We start from the raw sequence: 16562 nt of genomic DNA, 5'->3' as shown, positions 1-16562 counted from the left end.
TCCGTACTTCGGGGGGACCGGAAACCAGCCGCCGTTTCCAGGCGCGCACGGGTGCGCCTGCCCGAGGAGTAATCGTTCGATGAGCGAGCACCGTCGCAAACCGCCGCAGCCGCAGGGAGGCGGACGTGCCGCGGACCGACGCGGCCAGTCCGGACCGACCTCCGGCCGCCGCGCGGCACCGCGAGGCGCCACCACCGGGTCTCCAACCGATTCCTATGGGTCGAACCCCGCCGATTCGGGCGGTGACGACCGCCAGTACGGCAGCCGTGCCGAAGCCCGTCGGGCCGCGCAGAGAGGCGGCGGCCGTCGTAGAGGGGCCGAGCCGGCAGGCTGCGGTCCCGGTGGCCCGAACGGGCCCGGCCGGGGCAGAGGACGCGGTCCCGCTCCCGGCAAGAAGAGGTTCATCGACTATCCGCGCTTCGACAAGTACGGATGGCGCCGCTGGGTGCCCTCCTGGCGGCTTGTCTCCAGCCTGTGCCTGTTGTTCTTCGGCAGCATCGTGGCCGCGGTCGGTGTCGGCTACGCGATGGTCAGCATCCCCAGCGAGAACACCGCGGCCAAGTCGCAGAACAACGTCTACTACTGGTCCAACGGCGATCAGATGGTTGCCACGGGCACCGGCGCCAACCGTCAGAACATCACCATCGCCGACATCCCGAAGGCCATGCAGTGGTCGGTGATCTCGGCCGAGAACAAGAGCTTCTACACGGACTCGGGCGTCGACCCCATGGGTATCGCCCGGGCCCTGGTCAACATGGCCCGGGGCGGTGAGACGCAGGGTGGTTCGACGATCACCCAGCAGTTCGTCAAGAACACCTACCTGAGCCAGGAACAGACGGTCACCCGTAAGTTCAAGGAGATGTTCATCTCCATCAAGGTGGGGACCCAGCTCAGCAAGGAGCAGGTCCTCCAGGGCTACCTGAACACCTCGTACTACGGCCGCGGCGCCTACGGCATACAGGCTGCCGCGCAGACCTACTACGGTGTGGACGCGGTCAAGCTGACGCCGAGTCAGTGCGCCTTCCTCGCGGCATTGTTGAAGGGTCCGACGTACTACGACCCGATCGGCGCCACGAACATCGACTCCGCGGCGACCGCCAGCGCCAACCGCAAGCGCTCCGAGGCCCGCTGGAGCTGGATCCTTGAGCAGATGCACAACGACAAGCGCATCACGGACGCCGAGTACCAGGAAGCCATCAAGAAGTACCCCCAGCCTCAGGGGCTCAAGGCGACCAAGGGCATGACCGGCCAGATCAGTTACCTGGTCGACACGGCCAAGAAGTACGTCCTGAGCCACTCGAACATCTCGCAGACCGAGTTCGACAAGGGCGGTTTCCAGATCTACACGACCTTCGAGAAGGCCAAGGTCAACGAACTGAGCGCGGCCGTGAAGAAGGTCCAGAAGGACCGCATCGACCCGAAGAAGCGCAGTCTGGACAAGTACGTCCAGTTCGGCGCGGCGTCGGTGAGACCCAAGGACGGAGCGATCGTCGCCCTCTACGGAGGTGACGGTTACGAGAACGGCCACTTCACCAACAACGCCGACACCTCGGGTGTTCCCGTCGGTTCGACCTGGAAGCCGTTCGTGCTCGCCGCGGCCATGGAGTACGGCACGTACAAGACCGATGGCGTCGGTATCTCGCCGCTCAGCAAGTACAACGGCGACGACCATCTCAAGGTCAGAAACCAGGACGGCTCGTATGTCCTGAACAAGGACAACTCGATCTTCTACCAGAACAACGAGAGCAAATATCCCTGGGGCTACATCACGCTCCGCAAGGCGATGGAGCAGTCCATCAACACGCCGTACGTCCAGCTCGGTATGGACGTCGGGATGACGAAGGTGAAGGCCGTCGCCCAGTCGGCGGGCATCCTGAACGGCAGCATGACGAAGGATCTCAACGCGTCGTTCGCCATCGGTACGTCGACACCCAGCGCGATCCGGATGGCCGACGCCTACGCGACGTTCGCAGCCTCGGGCAAGCAGGCGGACCCGTACTCGGTGACGTCCGTCAAGCAAGGCGGACAGCCGGTGGCCGGCTTCAACAAGCCCGCTGTGAAGCAGGCGATGCCGGAGAACGTGGCGAACAACGTCACGGACACCCTGGAGAACGTCATCCAGAACGGTACGGCGAAGAACGCGAAGGCTCTGGGCCGCACTGCGGCAGGCAAGACCGGTACCACCGACAGCAACAAGTCGGCCTGGTTCGTCGGCTACACCCAGCAGCTCTCGACGTCGATCGCGATGTTCAGGGAGAACCCCAAGGACGCCGAGCTGCTGTCGATGAACGGCACGGCAGGCGTGCCGTCCATTCACGGTGGTGACATTCCGACGTCGATCTGGACCGAGTACATGGAGGCCGCACTCAAGGGGGACTCCGACCCGGGCTTCCCGGATGCCACCAAGATCGACAAGGTCCAGAACGAGGACGGCGTACCGTCTCCCACTCCGACGCCCGTGGTGACGCCCAGCGAGACGCCCAGTGAGACGCCGAGCGAGACGCCCAGTGAGACGCCGAGTTCGACGCCGTCGGCAACCGAGTCCTGCCGGTTCAGCTGGCAGTGCAGTGGCAACGGCGGCACCGACGGAGGCGCGACGTCCACGCCGACGGACACGGCCACTGCGACGGAGTCCAGCGGCACCACTAACGGCAACGGCAATGGGGGCATCTTCGGAGGCGCAACCGGTTAGCTGCCATACCGTCCACGATGGGTGTTTCACGTGAAACACCCATCGTGGACGGTTTCACGTGAAACAGGGGCCGTCGCATCCACCGGGTTGCGGCGGCCCTCGGCGTACTCCTAGGTGTGTACGGCAGGATGTGCCCCATGCCCAGTGCAGAACTTACGCCCGCGAGCGTGCACGAGCCGGATCCGGTAAAGCCGACCAAGGTTGACCAGGTCGCCGCCGCCGGTAGCGAACTGATCGGTGGCCCCGTCGGCCGGCGCGCCCTCCTCGGGACGTCCTGGTGGACTCCCGTACGGGTCATCGCGCTGGTGGCGATCGGTATGTTCGCCCTCGGCCTGGTCCAGAAGGCGCCCTGCTACAACAGCGGTTGGTTCTTCGGCGCGAGTTCGCAGTACACGCACGCGTGCTACTCGGACATCCCGCACCTCTACCAGGGGCGCGGCTTCGCCGACGGGCTCGTCCCGTACTTCGACAAGCTCCCCGGCGACATGCAGTACCTCGAATACCCGGTGCTGACCGGGGTATTCATGGAGGTGGCCGCCTGGCTCACGCCGGGCAGCGGCAGCATCCAGCACCAGGAACAGTGGTACTGGATGGTCAATGCCGGGATGCTGATGGTGTGCGCGGCCGTCATCGTCGTATGCGTCAGCCGCACGCACGCCCGCCGCCCCTGGGACGGACTGCTGGTCGCCCTGGCACCCGCCTTCGCGCTCACCGCCACCATCAACTGGGATCTGCTGGCGGTCGCTCTGACGGCCTCGGCGATGCTGATGTGGTCCCGGGGCCGTTCCCTCGCTTTCGGCGTCCTGTTGGGCCTTGCCACGGCCGCCAAGCTGTATCCCGTCTTTCTCCTGGGCCCGTTGTTCCTGCTGTGCTGGCGCGCGGGCAAGTGGCGGGACTTCGGAAAGGCGTTCGGCGGAACCGCCGTAGCCTGGCTGGCGGTGAACCTGCCGGTGATGCTCTTCGCCTTCGACGGCTGGTCGAAGTTCTATACGTTCAGCCAGGAGCGGGGCGTCGACTTCGGGTCCTTCTGGCTGATCATGGCTCAGAATTCGACCGACCCGCTCAGCACCGACACGGTCAACACGTTCGCCACGCTGCTGATGCTGCTGTGCTGCGGAGGCATCGCGGCGCTCACGATGACCGCTCCTCGTCGGCCGCGCTTCGCTCAACTGGCCTTCCTGATCGTCGCCGCGTTCATCGTGACCAACAAGGTCTACTCGCCGCAGTATGTGCTGTGGCTGGTCCCCCTGGCCGTGCTGGCCCGGCCGAAGTGGCGGGACTTCCTGATCTGGCAGGCGTGCGAGGTGGCGTACTTCCTGGGCATCTGGATGTACCTCGCCTACACGACCAGCGGAGACGCCCACAAGGGCCTGCCGACCGAGGGCTACCAGTTGGCCATCGGCCTCCACATCCTGGGCACGCTCTACCTGTGCGCCGTGATCGTGCGCGACATCCTCATGCCGGAGCGGGACGTGGTGCGTATGGCGGGCGACGACGACCCCTCGGGCGGAGTGCTAGACCGGGCCGAGGACGTGTTCGTGTTCGGGGCCGCGGCCCGTCCCGGACGGCACGCGGCCCCCTTCGACGGACCACAGGTGGAGTGGGGCGGCGAGGGGATGGCCGACCGTTCGCTCTGAGCGAACAGCCCCTGCGAGACCACGCGAATGGCCGTACACGAACGTCCCGTGTACGGCCATTCGGCTGTCTAGGAGAGGCTCAGCGATCCACGATGCGGTCGAACTGGGTTGTGGTGTGCCGCAGATGGGCCACCAGCTCCTCGCCGACCTTCGGCTCGGCCGCTTCCGCCGGCACGAACAGGATCGAGACCTGCATGTGCGGGGGCTCGGCGAACCAGCGCTGCTTGCCGTCCCAGACGAACGGAGAAAGGTTCCGGTTCACCGTGGCCAGGCCGGCGCGGGCGACGCCCTTGGCGCGCGGCATGACGCCGTGCAGCGCCTTGGGGGCCTCCAGGCCCACCCCGTGCGACGTACCGCCCGCCACGACCACCAGATAGCCATCTGAGGCCGCCTTCTGCTGCCGGTAGCCGAAGCGGTCGCCCTTGGAGACCCGGGTGACGTCCAGGACCGCCCCGCGGTACTCGGTGGCCTCGTGGTCCCCCAGCCACAGCCGGGTGCCGATACGGGCCCGGAAGCGCGTCTGCGGGAACTGCTGCTGCAGCCGGGCGAGTTCCTCGGCCTTGAGGTGGCTGACGAACATCGTGTGCAACGGCAGCCGCGCGGCCCGCAGCCGGTCCATCCAGCCGATGACCTCCTCGACGGCGTCCGAGCCGTCGGTGCGGTCCAACGGGAGGTGGATGGCGAAGCCCTCCAGGCGGACGTTCTCTATGGCCGAGTGCAGCTGCGGGAGTTCCTGCTCGCTGACGCCGTGCCGCTTCATCGAGGACATCACCTCGATGACCACACGGGCGCCCACGAGGCCGTACACACCGTCGATGGACGACACCGAGCGGATCACCCGGTCCGGCAGCGGAACGGGCTCCTCGCCGCGGCGGTACGGCGTCAGCACCAGCAGGTCGCCCCCGAACCAGTCCTTGATCCGGGCGGCCTCGTACGTCGTGCCGACGGCGAGGACGTCCGCGCCGAGACGCGTCGCCTCCTCCGCCAGCCGCTCGTGCCCGAAGCCGTAGCCGTTGCCCTTGCAGACCGGGACGAGCCCCGGGAACTGCTCGGCCACGTGCTTGTGATGCGCCCGCCAGCGCGCAGTGTCGACGTAGAGCGTGAGCGCCATGGCCGGACCTGGAACCTTTCGGGTGGCTGCGGTGTATCAGGAGTATGAGAGCTGTCGACGTTATCGAAGCGAGGACCGTGAGGTCAGCGGCGCGACATGTAGATGTCGAGCGCCTTGTGGAGCAGCTTGTTCAGCGGGAAGTCCCACTCGCCCAGGTACTCGGCGGCCTGCCCGCCGGTGCCCACCTTGAACTGGATCAGACCGAAGAGGTGGTCGGTCTCGTCCAGCGAGTCGGAGATGCCGCGCAGGTCGTAGACGGTGGCGCCGAGCGCGTAGGCGTCGCGCAGCATCCGCCACTGCATCGCGTTCGAGGGCCGGACCTCACGGCCGATGTTGTCGGAGGCGCCGTAGGAGTACCAGACGTGTCCGCCGACCACGAGCATCGTCGCCGCCGACAGGTTCACCCCGTCGTGCCGCGCGAAGTACAGCCGCATCCGGTTGGGGTCCTCGGTGTTGAGGGCTGTCCACATGCGCTGGAAGTACGACAGCGGGCGGGGCCGGAAGTGGTCGCGCAACGCCGTGATCTCGTACAGCCGCTGCCATTCCTCAAGGTCGTGGTAACCGCCCTGGACGACCTCGACACCGGCCTTCTCGGCCTTCTTGATGTTCCGGCGCCACAGCTGGTTGAAGTTCTTGTGGACCTCTTCGAGGGAGCGGTTCGCCAGCGGCACCTGGTAGACGTAGCGCGGCTGGACGTCGCCGAAGCCGGCGCCGCCGTCCTCACCCTGCTGCCAGCCCATACGGCGCAGCTTGTCGGCCACCTCGAAGGCGCGCGGTTCGATGAAGTCGGCCTCGATGTCCCGCAGTCGCTTCACATCCGGGTTCTGGATGCCGGCCTTGATGGAGGTGGCCTCCCAGCGCCGGATGATGACCGGCGGGCCCATCTTCACCGAGAAGGCGCCCTGGTGCTTGAGGTGGGCCAGCATCGGCTGGATCCAGTCGTCCAGATTCGGCGCGAACCAGTTGATGACCGGGCCCTCGGGCAGATAGGCCAAGTACCGCTTGATCTTGGGGAGTTGGCGGTAGAGGACCAGGCCCGCACCGACCAGCTCGCCGGTCTTCTCGTCGAACCAGCCAAGGCTCTCGGAGCGCCACTCCGCCTTCACATCAGCCCATGCCGGGACCTGCATGTGGCTCGCCGAGGGCAGGCTCTGGATGAATGCCAGATGCTGCTCACGACTGATGGTCCTCAGGGTCAGGCTCATTCGGGGCGCTCCTCGGGCTGGTGTGTCCCCATGGGTACAGGGGCTCCGGCTCTCGGGCCGAAGCCTACTGCGCCTTGCGAGCGCCCAGACTGGGCGTATGCAACCTTCGCCTCGGCCTGTTGGCCGCCAAGGCGTTCCGTGCTGTTTTACGCGGAGTTCGGACTGAGGCGTCGGGGCCGTCAGTTGATGACGCCACCGAACAGGCCGCCGTGCGCCATGCCGAGGAAGAATCCGACACCCGCGGCACCGAGACCCAGGATCAGGCCGAAGCGCTCCCTCGTCGTCTCGGAGATCCACTGCCCGTACGCGCCGGTGAGGATCCCCACCAGGCCGGCCCACGAGCTGAGCAGATGCAGGTTGTGGAAGAACCCCGTGATGAACGCGGTCAGCCCCAGCACCACGGTCACCGCGAGCAGCGTGTCCTGGAGCGGATGGGGCTTGCCGTCCGTGGCGAAAAGGGAACCGGCGGTGTTGGGTCGCAATGCCTGTGCCATGTGGCACCTCCTGCGGAAGGCGGCGCATCGTCGCGCCGGACGCACCCGATGTGTACAGATTGACGCTCTCCGCCACCGGATTTCAACCGGAAGCCGGTGTGCGGGTACTCTGTACCCTCTGCACTGGTGTCTGCCCATGCCACGACCCGGAATCCCCATCAGGGGCACCCGATGTCAGTGGCGACTGTTTTACTGGCACACACTGTTGCTTACGCATCACAACCCTCCTGCCACGGATCGACCGTGGCCGCTGAGTCCAAAGGAGGTGGGTTCCACATGCGTCACTACGAGGTGATGGTCATCCTCGACCCCGATCTGGAGGAGCGCGCTGTCTCCCCCCTGATCGAGAACTTCCTCTCCGTCGTCCGTGAGGGCAACGGAAAGGTCGAGAAGGTCGACACCTGGGGCCGTCGTCGTCTCTCGTACGAGATCAAGAAGAAGCCCGAGGGCATCTACTCGGTCATCGACCTGCAGGCCGAGCCTGCGGTCGTCAAGGAGCTCGACCGCCAGATGAACCTGAACGAGTCGGTCCTCCGGACCAAGGTCCTCCGCCCCGAGACCCACTGAGCATCCTGCTCAGCTGATCTCGGGATCCGAGTAGCAGCAGCACCAAGCAGCCAGCAGCAAACCCGCCGAGAGGTTCCCCCATGGCAGGCGAGACCGTCATCACGGTCGTCGGCAATCTTGTCGACGACCCCGAGCTGCGCTTCACCCCTTCCGGTGCGGCGGTCGCGAAGTTCCGTGTCGCGTCCACTCCCCGCACCTTCGACCGCCAGACGAACGAGTGGAAGGACGGCGAAAGCCTCTTCCTCACCTGCTCGGTCTGGCGGCAGGCGGCGGAGAACGTCGCCGAATCGCTCCAGCGAGGCATGCGCGTCATCGTGCAGGGCCGGTTGAAGCAGCGGTCCTACGAGGACCGTGAGGGCGTCAAGCGCACGGTCTACGAACTGGACGTCGAAGAAGTCGGCGCCAGCCTGCGCAGTGCCACGGCCAAGGTCACCAAGACCGCCGGTGGCGCTCGCGGTGGCCAGGGCGGCGGCTTCGGCGGCGGCGGTGGTGGCGGCCAGGGTGGCGGCGGTTGGGGTGGAAACTCCGGCGGCGGTCAACCGGCCGGCGGCGCTCCCGCCGACGACCCGTGGGCAACCGGCGCTCCCGCCGGTGGCAGCCAGGGCGGCGGCGGTGGCGGCTGGGGTGGAAACTCCGGCGGCGCCAGCGGTGGCGGTGGCGGCGGCTACTCGGACGAACCCCCCTTCTAGGCCTTCGGGCCGGGGGTGGGTCGTACCCACACTTCTTGATCACACAGGAGATACACCATGGCGAAGCCGCCTGTGCGCAAGCCGAAGAAGAAGGTCTGCGCATTCTGCAAGGACAAGGTCCAGTACGTGGACTACAAGGACACGAACATGCTGCGGAAGTTCATTTCCGACCGCGGCAAGATCCGTGCCCGCCGCGTGACCGGCAACTGCACGCAGCACCAGCGTGACGTCGCCACGGCCGTGAAGAACAGCCGTGAGATGGCGCTGCTGCCCTACACCTCCACCGCGCGATAAGGGAAGGGTGACCGACCAATGAAGATCATCCTCACCCACGAGGTCTCCGGCCTCGGTGCCGCGGGCGACGTCGTTGACGTCAAGGACGGTTACGCTCGCAACTACCTGATCCCGCGGAAGTTCGCTATCCGCTGGACCAAGGGTGGCGAGAAGGACGTCGAGCAGATCCGTCGTGCTCGCAAGATCCACGAGATCCAGACCATCGAGCAGGCCAACTCCGTGAAGGCCCAGCTCGAAGGCGTCAAGGTTCGTCTGGCCGTCCGCTCCGGCGACGCCGGTCGGCTCTTCGGTTCCGTCACCCCGGCCGACATCGCTTCGGCGATCAAGGCTTCCGGTGGCCCCGAGGTCGACAAGCGTCGGATCGAGCTGTCTGCCCCGATCAAGACGCTGGGCGCCCACCAGACGTCCGTGCGTCTGCACCCCGAGGTTGCCGCCAAGGTCAACATCGAGGTCATCGCGGCCTGACCGCTGCGCTCGGCACAGCTGAGAGAGGGGCCGCACCCGTTGGGGTGCGGCCCCTCTGCCGTGCTCGGGAGGAGCGGACTGTGGCCCGCGTATTGGGGTGGGGTGCAGGGCACAGCGAGTGTGTTGGTTCGGGCGGCGCTACGGCGCGCATGTTTCACGTGAAACGAGGCAGCGCGCGGTGTTTCACGTGAAACGGTCAGCGGGTTGCGCCCGTGACGACCCAGCGGCCCGAGCGGGTGCGCAGCAGGAGCGTCAACATGCGCACCGTCATCATCAGAGTCATCGCTCCCCAGAGAGCGGTCAGTCCGGCACCGAAGGCCGGTACGAGCAGGGCCACTGGGGCGAAGACCGCCAGGGTCACCAACATGGCTCCTGCGAGATACGGCCCGTCTCCCGCGCCCATGAGCACCCCGTCCAGGACGAAGACGACACCGCAGATCGGCTGCGAGAGCGCCACCATGATCAGGGCGGGCAGGGCGGTGTCCTTGACGGTGGAGTCGCTGGTGAACAAGGGGAGGAACAGCGGACGGGACACGATCACCAGGAGGCCGAGCACCACTCCGACGGCGATGCCCCACTGCACCATGCGGCGGCAGGCGGCTCGGGCGCCCTGTGGATCGTCCGCACCGAGGTAGCGGCCGATGATGGCCTGGCCCGCGATGGCGATGGCGTCGAGTGCGAAGGCCAGCAGTGACCACAGCGACAGGATGATCTGGTGGGCGGCGATGTCGGCGTCCCCGAGGCGGGCGGCGACCGCCGTCGCGATCAGGAGGATCGCTCTCAGAGAGAGTGTGCGCACCAGGAGAGGTGCACCCGCCTGCGCCGAGGCTCGGATCCCTGTTGCGTCGGGGCGGAGCGAGGCGCCGTGCCGGCGAGCTCCGCGGACGACCACGACGAGATAGACGGCAGCCATTCCCCATTGGGCGATGACGGTGCCCCAGGCGGAGCCGGCGATGCCGAGGCCGGCGCCGTAGACGAGCCCCAGGTTGAGGACGCCGTTGGCGACGAAGCCGGTGATGGCGACGTACAGCGGTGTCTTTGTGTTCTGCAGTCCGCGCAGGACTCCGGTGGCGGCGAGTACGACCAGCATGGCCGGGATGCCGAGGGAGGAGATTCGCAGATAGGTCGTCGCATAAGGGGCCGCCGTGTCAGAGGCGCCGAAGAGGTCGACGAGGGCAGGTGCCGAGGGAAGGACGACGGCGATGACGGTGGCACCGATCAGCAGGGCGAGCCAGATGCCGTCCATGCCCTGGCGGATGGCCGCCTGGAGATCACTCGCGCCGACGCGTCGGGCGACGGCCGCCGTGGTGGCGTAGGCGAGGAAGACGAAGACGCTCACGGCTGTCGTCAGGAGAGCGGAAGCAACGCCGAGTCCGGCGAGTTGTGCCGTGCCGAGATGGCCCACGATCGCGCTGTCGGCCATGACGAAGAGGGGCTCGGCGACGAGTGCGCCGAAGGCTGGGACGGCCAGCATGACGATCTCGCGGTCGTGCCGGCGTCGGGTGGCCCTGGTGGTCGCGGGAGCCTGTGTCATGAGCACTAATCTAATCGTCCACAGGTAAGAGATGCAATTGCCATGTGACCCTTACCTCTGATCTCGCCTCGTGTCCTCTCGCGCACTGTTCGAAGCGATCTTGGGCCAGCTGGACAAGTTTTTCTTCTGCACAGCCGGTGGATGGGAAAGAGGCAGGTCAGATGGGTCGTGCGCGGAGTGGCGAGGTCTTGTTCACAGGGCTGTCCACCGGGTCGTGCACAGGTTTTGGCGGGTTCTCCACAGCATCCGGGCCGTCGTCCACATGGCCTGTGGATAACCAGATTGGCTGACGGTGCCTGCGGGCCTACGGTGGACCGGCACCCGCCCCGTCAGTCGGACTGAGAACCAACACAAAACCGACGCGCCCGTACCGGAGTTGGGCATCTCATTTGTCAGTGCCGTGCCGTAGAAATAAGGGGCACGGCGAGGTCCGCTCGGCGGACGGGAGGAGGTGGCTCGGTTGAGTATTTCCGAGCCCTTGGACGACCCGTGGGCCGAGAGCGGTCCAAGTGATCGTCTGCCCGCTTCCCGACGGCGCGGCGACGGAGGCCGGGGCCGCGACGAACAGCACGACCGCGGCCGGGAAGGCGGCGAGTGGGAGGGCGCGGGCTCGGCCTTCGAACGCGTGCCGCCGCAGGACCTCGACGCCGAGCAGTCCGTACTCGGCGGCATGCTCCTGTCCAAGGACGCCATCGCCGACGTCGTCGAGGTCCTCAAGGGCCACGACTTCTACAAGCCCGCGCACGAGACGATCTACCAGGCGATCCTCGACGTCTACGCCAAGGGCGAGCCGGCCGACCCGATCACCATCGCCGCCGAACTCACCAAGCGCGGCGAGATCAACAAGGTCGGCGGCGCATCGTATCTGCACACACTCGTCCAGACCGTTCCCACGGCCGCGAACGCGGAGTACTACGCGGAGATCGTCCACGAGCGTGCCGTCCTGCGCCGCCTGGTCGAGGCCGGTACACGCATCACGCAGATGGGATACGCGGCCGACGACGATGTCGACGAGATCGTCAACCGGGCCCAGGCCGAGATCTACGCGGTCACCGAGCAGCGGACCAGCGAGGACTACCTTCCGCTCGGCGACATCATGGAGGGCGCGCTCGACGAGATCGAGGCGATCGGCTCACGCAGCGGCGAGATGACGGGTGTGCCCACCGGGTTCACGGACCTCGACTCGCTCACCAACGGTCTGCACCCGGGCCAGATGATCGTCATCGCTGCCCGTCCCGCCATGGGCAAGTCCACCCTCGCGCTGGACTTCGCCCGTGCGGCATCGATCAAGCACAACCTGCCGAGCGTCATCTTCTCCCTCGAAATGGGGCGCAACGAGATCGCGATGCGTCTGCTGTCCGCCGAGGCCCGCGTCGCTCTGCATCACATGCGTTCCGGCACCATGACCGACGAGGACTGGACCCGCCTGGCGCGCCGGATGCCCGAGGTGTCGTCCGCGCCGCTCTACATCGACGACTCGCCGAACCTGTCGATGATGGAGATCCGCGCGAAGTGCCGCCGGCTCAAGCAGCGCAGCGACATCAAGCTGGTGATCATCGACTATCTGCAACTGATGCAGGCCGGTGGTTCCAAGCGCTCCGAGAGTCGTCAGCAGGAAGTCTCGGACATGTCCCGAAACCTCAAGCTCCTGGCGAAGGAGCTTGAGGTCCCGGTGATCGCGCTCTCGCAGCTCAACCGTGGTCCCGAGCAGCGCACGGACAAGAAGCCGATGGTGTCCGACCTGCGTGAGTCCGGCTCCATCGAGCAGGACGCCGACATGGTGATCCTGCTGCACCGCGAGGACGCCTACGAGAAGGAGTCACCGCGCGCCGGCGAGGCGGACATCATCGTGGGCAAGCACCGTAACGGCCCGACGGCGACGATCACCGTCGCCTTCCAGGGCCACTACTCGCGGTTCGTGGACATGGCACAGACCTGACCGGTCGGCCGGGGGCGGCCGACCCGGTGCCGTGTCCCGGGAAATATGCTCGACGTATGGCAGCCCCGCCGGATGGACTGGGGGCATGACGACATCTCAGGACGACTTGCTTCCCGCTACCCGCCGGGCGTTGCTGCATCGGATCGCCGTGGCCCAGGCCGAGGGGCGGGCACCGTCGTTGGTCGCGGCGGTGGCGCGGGACGGGCGGGCGGTGTGGCACGGTGCGCGGACCTCGGTGGACGGACACGGGCCGGACGAGAACGTGCAGTACCGGATCGGCTCGATCACCAAGACGTTCACCGCGGTCCTGGTACTGCGGCTGCGTGACGAAGGCGTCCTCGATCTCGGTGACCCCCTGGAGAAGCATCTTCCGGGCACCGGCGTGGGGGAGGCCACCGTCGCCCAACTGCTCGCGCACACAAGCGGGTTGGCGGCCGAGGCACCCGCGCCCTGGTGGGAACGGACGCCCGGTTCCCTGCGCCCCGAACTCCGCGATGTGCTGGGCGAGCAGGCCCTGCTGCATCCGGTCGGCCGCCGGTTCCACTATTCGAACCCCGGTTACACGCTGTTGGGCGCGCTCGTCGAGGAGCTGCGCGGTGCGCCCTGGGAGGACGTACTCGGGCGGGAAGTGCTCGAACCCCTGGGCCTCCATCGCACGAGTGGCCAGCCTCAGGCACCCCACGCGGGCGGCTGGGCAGTGCATCCGTGGGCCGACGCGCTGCTGCCGGAACCCGCGGTGGACCTCGGTCTCATGGCGCCGGCCGGTCAACTCTGGTCCACCACCGACGACTTGGCGCGGTTCGCCGTCTTCCTGGCCAACGGTGACGACCGGGTCCTCAGCGCGGAGTCCGTGCGGGAGATGCGAACCCCTGCGGCACCGGCCGAGGCGGCCGATGTCGTGGACGGTGCCGCCTACGGTCTCGGCCTGCAGATTCAGCACCGCGACGGCCGCCTGCTCATCGGCCACTCCGGATCGCTGCCCGGCTTCCTGGCGAACCTCACCATCAGCCTGGAGGACAACGTCTCGGCGGTGGTGCTGGCCAACTGCACCTCCGGACCGCCGCTGTCATCGGTGGGCGCCGACCTCGTCCGTATCGTCGCCGAGGCCGAACCCAGGATTCCCGAGCCATGGCGCCCGATGCCCGAAGTCGACGCCGCCGCACTGGAGTTGGCCGGGCAGTGGTACTGGGGTACGCACGGGTTCGCCCTGCGGCTGACGGCAGATGGAAAGGCCTCGCTGGAGCCATTGGCAGGCAAGGGCCGCCGCTCACGCTTCCGGGCCAACGGCGACGGCACCTGGACCGGGCTGGAGGGGTATTACGCCGGAGAGCTCCTACGGCCCGTACAGCGGCCCGACGGGTCCGTGAGTCACCTGGACCTCGGATCGTTCGTCTTCACGCGTCAGCCGTACGACGAGAGCGCTTCTGTGCCGGGTGGGGTGGACCCGGAGGGGTGGCGGGGGATCCGCTAGCCGTGATGGTCGGGGTGGCGTCGTGTTTCACGTGAAACACGACGCCTCACGCTGTCGGCAGGATGCTTCACGCTCGTACCGGAGTTGGGCGTCTCTTCAGAGGGGGAGCTTGAAGCCCACGTGCGACGCCGTGAAGCCGAGCCGTTCGTAGAACCGATGGGCGTCGGTGCGGGTGGCATCGGAGGTCAGCTGGACCAACTGGCAGCCTTGGCGGCGCGATTCGGCGATCGCCCACTCGATGAGTCGGGTGCCGAGGCCGCTGCCGCGCTCATCCGCGTGGATGCGTACGGCCTCGATGATCGAGCGCGTGGCGCCTCTGCGGGACAGGCCGGGAATGACCGTGAGCTGGAGGGTGCCGACGACGCGACTCTCACGCACGGCGACGACCAGGTGCTGGTTGGGGTCGGCGGTCAGACGTTCCAACGCGGCCAGGTAGGGCGTCAGGTCGTCGGGTGACTCACGCTGGGAGCCCAGCGGGTCGTCAGCGAGCATGCCGACGATGGCGGGGACGTCCTCGGTGACCGCGGCTCGTATCTGAAGATCTCCCATGGTCACACCTTAGGCAGTGGTGTGCGGTGGGGGACGGGCTGGCTACGCGGGCGCGTGCATCGACTCCACGACGCGGACCAGCGGCGCCAGCTCGGGGTTCCCGGCCGCCGCGTCGAGCGCCTCGCGCAGGGCGGTGTCGTTGGTGGGCCGGGCCTCCTCGAGCAGGGCGAGGCCGGCCTCGGAGACGTTGGTGTAGATGCCCCGGCGGTCGGTCGGGCACAGGTATCGCGAGAGCAGGCCGCGGTCCTCGAGTCGGGTGACCAGCCGGGTGGTGGCGCTCTGGCTGAGGACGACCGCGTCGGCGACCTGCCGCATCTGCAGATGGCCCCCGTCACCGTCGTGCTGCCGGCTGAGGACGTCGAGCAGGGAGTACTCCCGCATGCTCAGGTCGTGCTTGGCCTGCAGGGCGCGCTCGATGTGCGCCTCGATCCTCCCGTGCAGCAAGGAGAGGGCGCACCAGCCCTGGGCAAGGGCGGTGAGCGCGGGGTCTGTCGCTGTCATTGGCGTTTCCTCCGTCCCGGAGCGGCTGAACCCAGGATAGAGCACAGGTGAAATAGTCGGCGCTTGCGTATAGCCCGCGTCTGCAACTATTGTGAACGCACGCAAAGCGCTCCTGCAATCTTCTGGGAAGGGTACATCCCCATGCCTCTCGCGCTTCTGGCCCTCGCGATCGGGGCCTTCGGAATCGGAACGACCGAGTTCGTGATCATGGGCCTGCTGCCCCAGGTCGCGGGTGATTTCGGGGTCTCCATCCCCACCGCCGGCCTGCTGGTCACCGGCTACGCGCTGGGCGTGGTGATCGGCGCCCCGCTGATGACCGTGCTCGGCACCAAGGTCCCCCGCAAGCGGATGCTGATGCTGCTGATGGGCCTGTTCATCGTCGGCAACCTGCTTTCCGCCGTCGCCCCGAGCTTCTCGGTGATGCTGATCGGCCGTGTGGTCGCCTCGCTCGCACACGGCGCCTTCTTCGGCATCGGCTCGGTCGTCGCGGCCGAGCTCGTCGCCCCGGACAAGAAGGCCGGAGCCATCGCGATGATGTTCACCGGGCTGACCGTCGCCAATGTCGTCGGCGTCCCGCTGGGCACCCTCGTCGGGCAGTCCGTCGGCTGGCGCGTCACCTTCGCCATCGTCGCGGGCCTCGGTGTGATCGGCCTGGCCGGCATCGCCAAGCTCGTGCCCGACCTGCCCAAGCCCGAGGGCGTACAACTGCGCCACGAACTGGCCGCCTTCAAGAACACCCAGGTCCTGCTCGCCATGGCGATGACCGTCCTCGGCTTCGGCGGCGTCTTCGCGGCCATCACCTACATCGCCCCGATGATGACCCATGTCACGGGCTTCGCCGACGGCTCCGTCACCTGGCTGCTCGTCCTCTTCGGCCTCGGCATGGTCGGCGGCAACCTCATCGGCGGCAAGTACGCCGACCGAGCCCTGATGCCCATGCTCTACGTCTCACTCGGCGCCCTGGCCGTAGTGCTCGCGCTCTTCACGGTCACCGCGCACAACAAGATCGCGGCGGCCGTCACCATCGCCCTCATCGGCGCCCTGGGCTTCGCCACCGTGCCGCCGCTGCAGAAGCGGGTCCTGGACCAGGCGCACGGCGCTCCGACGCTGGCCTCCGCGGTGAACATCGGCGCCTTCAACCTCGGCAACGCGCTGTCCGCCTGGCTCGGCGGCATCGTCATCGCGGCCGGCCTCGGCTACACCGCCCCCAACTGGGTCGGCGCCGTCCTCGCCGCGGCCGCCCTGGTCCTCGCGATCCTCTCGGCCGCCCTGGAGCGCCGCACCGGCGCCCACGGCACGGTCGTTGCGGGCGGCCTGCCGAGCGAGCAGCGGACCGTCGTCCACCACTGACCCCGTAGGGCTGGAGCGGGGAGACGCGGGGCCAGGGCCTTTCCCGTGAATCCCGACCGCACCT

15 protein-coding genes are annotated in these 16562 nt (G+C 67.4%); 9 read left to right on the top strand and 6 right to left on the bottom strand.

Going from position 1 to position 16562, the window contains the following annotated elements:
• Positions 1-79 precede the first annotated feature (79 nt).
• Positions 80-2692, top strand: coding sequence for a transglycosylase domain-containing protein (locus OH768_RS26435; protein WP_406457571.1), 2613 nt, complete (start codon positions 80-82; stop codon positions 2690-2692).
• Positions 2693-2829: 137 nt separating this feature from the next.
• Entirely contained in the window at positions 2830-4329 is a 1500-nt protein-coding gene (locus tag OH768_RS26430) for a glycosyltransferase family 87 protein (RefSeq protein WP_406457569.1), read from the top strand.
• Positions 4330-4408: 79 nt separating this feature from the next.
• On the opposite strand, the gene OH768_RS26425 is transcribed toward OH768_RS26430, so the two are convergent.
• From OH768_RS26425 to OH768_RS26415, 3 genes are all read right to left on the bottom strand, one after another.
• Positions 4409-5440, bottom strand: a complete 1032-nt coding sequence (locus OH768_RS26425) for an alanine racemase (protein WP_043676063.1) — start codon at positions 5438-5440, stop codon at positions 4409-4411.
• 83 nt (positions 5441-5523) lie between these two features.
• Complete coding sequence (gene femX / locus OH768_RS26420; protein ID WP_019055131.1) at positions 5524-6645, bottom strand: peptidoglycan bridge formation glycyltransferase FemX; 1122 nt, start codon at positions 6643-6645, stop codon at positions 5524-5526.
• 179 nt (positions 6646-6824) lie between these two features.
• A complete protein-coding gene (locus tag OH768_RS26415) occupies positions 6825-7139 on the bottom strand; it encodes a hypothetical protein (protein ID WP_406457566.1) in 315 nt (104 codons plus the stop codon).
• 276 nt (positions 7140-7415) lie between these two features.
• On the opposite strand from OH768_RS26415, the gene rpsF reads away from it, so the two are divergent.
• The 4 genes from rpsF to rplI all read left to right on the top strand — a co-directional run bounded on the left by rpsF (position 7416) and on the right by rplI (position 9154).
• On the top strand, positions 7416-7706 hold the full coding sequence (rpsF, locus tag OH768_RS26410; RefSeq protein WP_006604399.1) for a 30S ribosomal protein S6: 291 nt from the start codon (positions 7416-7418) through the stop codon (positions 7704-7706).
• 80 nt (positions 7707-7786) lie between these two features.
• Positions 7787-8395 (top strand): single-stranded DNA-binding protein, encoded by a 609-nt coding sequence (locus OH768_RS26405; RefSeq protein ID WP_406457564.1) that lies wholly within the window; start codon positions 7787-7789, stop codon positions 8393-8395.
• Between the two features lie 57 nt (positions 8396-8452).
• Positions 8453-8689 (top strand): 30S ribosomal protein S18, encoded by a 237-nt coding sequence (gene rpsR, locus OH768_RS26400; RefSeq protein WP_006381652.1) that lies wholly within the window; start codon positions 8453-8455, stop codon positions 8687-8689.
• 18 nt (positions 8690-8707) lie between these two features.
• Positions 8708-9154, top strand: a complete 447-nt coding sequence (rplI, locus tag OH768_RS26395) for a 50S ribosomal protein L9 (RefSeq protein WP_388113139.1) — start codon at positions 8708-8710, stop codon at positions 9152-9154.
• A gap of 196 nt (positions 9155-9350) precedes the next feature.
• Here the strand turns inward: rplI and OH768_RS26390 are convergent, their stop codons facing one another.
• Positions 9351-10688 (bottom strand): MATE family efflux transporter, encoded by a 1338-nt coding sequence (locus OH768_RS26390; RefSeq protein ID WP_406457562.1) that lies wholly within the window; start codon positions 10686-10688, stop codon positions 9351-9353.
• A gap of 460 nt (positions 10689-11148) precedes the next feature.
• Here OH768_RS26390 and dnaB point away from each other — a divergent pair, with 460 nt between their 5' ends.
• Together dnaB and OH768_RS26380 are read left to right on the top strand one after the other, a co-directional pair.
• A complete protein-coding gene (dnaB, locus tag OH768_RS26385; RefSeq protein ID WP_384153563.1) occupies positions 11149-12627 on the top strand; it encodes a replicative DNA helicase in 1479 nt (492 codons plus the stop codon).
• 85 nt (positions 12628-12712) lie between these two features.
• A complete protein-coding gene (locus tag OH768_RS26380) occupies positions 12713-14098 on the top strand; it encodes a serine hydrolase domain-containing protein (RefSeq protein ID WP_406457557.1) in 1386 nt (461 codons plus the stop codon).
• A gap of 96 nt (positions 14099-14194) precedes the next feature.
• Here OH768_RS26380 and OH768_RS26375 read toward each other — a convergent pair whose 3' ends face one another.
• Both OH768_RS26375 and OH768_RS26370 read right to left on the bottom strand, forming a co-directional pair.
• On the bottom strand, positions 14195-14647 hold the full coding sequence (locus OH768_RS26375) for a GNAT family N-acetyltransferase (RefSeq protein ID WP_406457555.1): 453 nt from the start codon (positions 14645-14647) through the stop codon (positions 14195-14197).
• A 42-nt stretch (positions 14648-14689) separates the two neighbouring features.
• The gene (locus tag OH768_RS26370; RefSeq protein ID WP_406457553.1) at positions 14690-15148 is read right to left on the bottom strand and encodes a MarR family winged helix-turn-helix transcriptional regulator; all 459 of its coding nucleotides are present in this window, start codon (positions 15146-15148) and stop codon (positions 14690-14692) included.
• A gap of 141 nt (positions 15149-15289) precedes the next feature.
• On the opposite strand from OH768_RS26370, the gene OH768_RS26365 reads away from it, so the two are divergent.
• Positions 15290-16498 carry an MFS transporter gene (locus OH768_RS26365; RefSeq protein ID WP_406457551.1) on the top strand — a complete coding sequence of 403 codons (1209 nt, stop codon included), beginning with the start codon at positions 15290-15292 and terminating at the stop codon, positions 16496-16498.
• The last annotated feature ends 64 nt before the right edge of the window (positions 16499-16562 follow it).

Origin of the sequence: Streptomyces sp. NBC_01622 (assembly GCF_045209635.1) — a bacterium.
GTDB lineage: Bacteria > Actinomycetota > Actinomycetes > Streptomycetales > Streptomycetaceae > Streptomyces.
This window is presented reverse-complemented; position numbering and strand designations above follow the sequence as displayed.

What these genes read in the sequence shown, in the direction of transcription:
- OH768_RS26370 (WP_406457553.1), bottom strand. Translation starts at nt 15,148, where the DNA reads ATGACAGCGACAGACCCCGCGCTCACCGCCCTTGCCCAGGGCTGGTGC.
- femX (WP_019055131.1), bottom strand. Translation starts at nt 6,645, where the DNA reads ATGAGCCTGACCCTGAGGACCATCAGTCGTGAGCAGCATCTGGCATTC.
- OH768_RS26435 (WP_406457571.1), top strand. Translation starts at nt 80, where the DNA reads ATGAGCGAGCACCGTCGCAAACCGCCGCAGCCGCAGGGAGGCGGACGT.
- OH768_RS26405 (WP_406457564.1), top strand. Translation starts at nt 7,787, where the DNA reads ATGGCAGGCGAGACCGTCATCACGGTCGTCGGCAATCTTGTCGACGAC.
- OH768_RS26390 (WP_406457562.1), bottom strand. Translation starts at nt 10,688, where the DNA reads ATGACACAGGCTCCCGCGACCACCAGGGCCACCCGACGCCGGCACGAC.
- rpsF (WP_006604399.1), top strand. Translation starts at nt 7,416, where the DNA reads ATGCGTCACTACGAGGTGATGGTCATCCTCGACCCCGATCTGGAGGAG.
- OH768_RS26425 (WP_043676063.1), bottom strand. Translation starts at nt 5,440, where the DNA reads ATGGCGCTCACGCTCTACGTCGACACTGCGCGCTGGCGGGCGCATCAC.
- OH768_RS26380 (WP_406457557.1), top strand. Translation starts at nt 12,713, where the DNA reads ATGACGACATCTCAGGACGACTTGCTTCCCGCTACCCGCCGGGCGTTG.
- OH768_RS26365 (WP_406457551.1), top strand. Translation starts at nt 15,290, where the DNA reads ATGCCTCTCGCGCTTCTGGCCCTCGCGATCGGGGCCTTCGGAATCGGA.
- rplI (WP_388113139.1), top strand. Translation starts at nt 8,708, where the DNA reads ATGAAGATCATCCTCACCCACGAGGTCTCCGGCCTCGGTGCCGCGGGC.
- OH768_RS26415 (WP_406457566.1), bottom strand. Translation starts at nt 7,139, where the DNA reads ATGGCACAGGCATTGCGACCCAACACCGCCGGTTCCCTTTTCGCCACG.
- OH768_RS26375 (WP_406457555.1), bottom strand. Translation starts at nt 14,647, where the DNA reads ATGGGAGATCTTCAGATACGAGCCGCGGTCACCGAGGACGTCCCCGCC.
- OH768_RS26430 (WP_406457569.1), top strand. Translation starts at nt 2,830, where the DNA reads ATGCCCAGTGCAGAACTTACGCCCGCGAGCGTGCACGAGCCGGATCCG.
- rpsR (WP_006381652.1), top strand. Translation starts at nt 8,453, where the DNA reads ATGGCGAAGCCGCCTGTGCGCAAGCCGAAGAAGAAGGTCTGCGCATTC.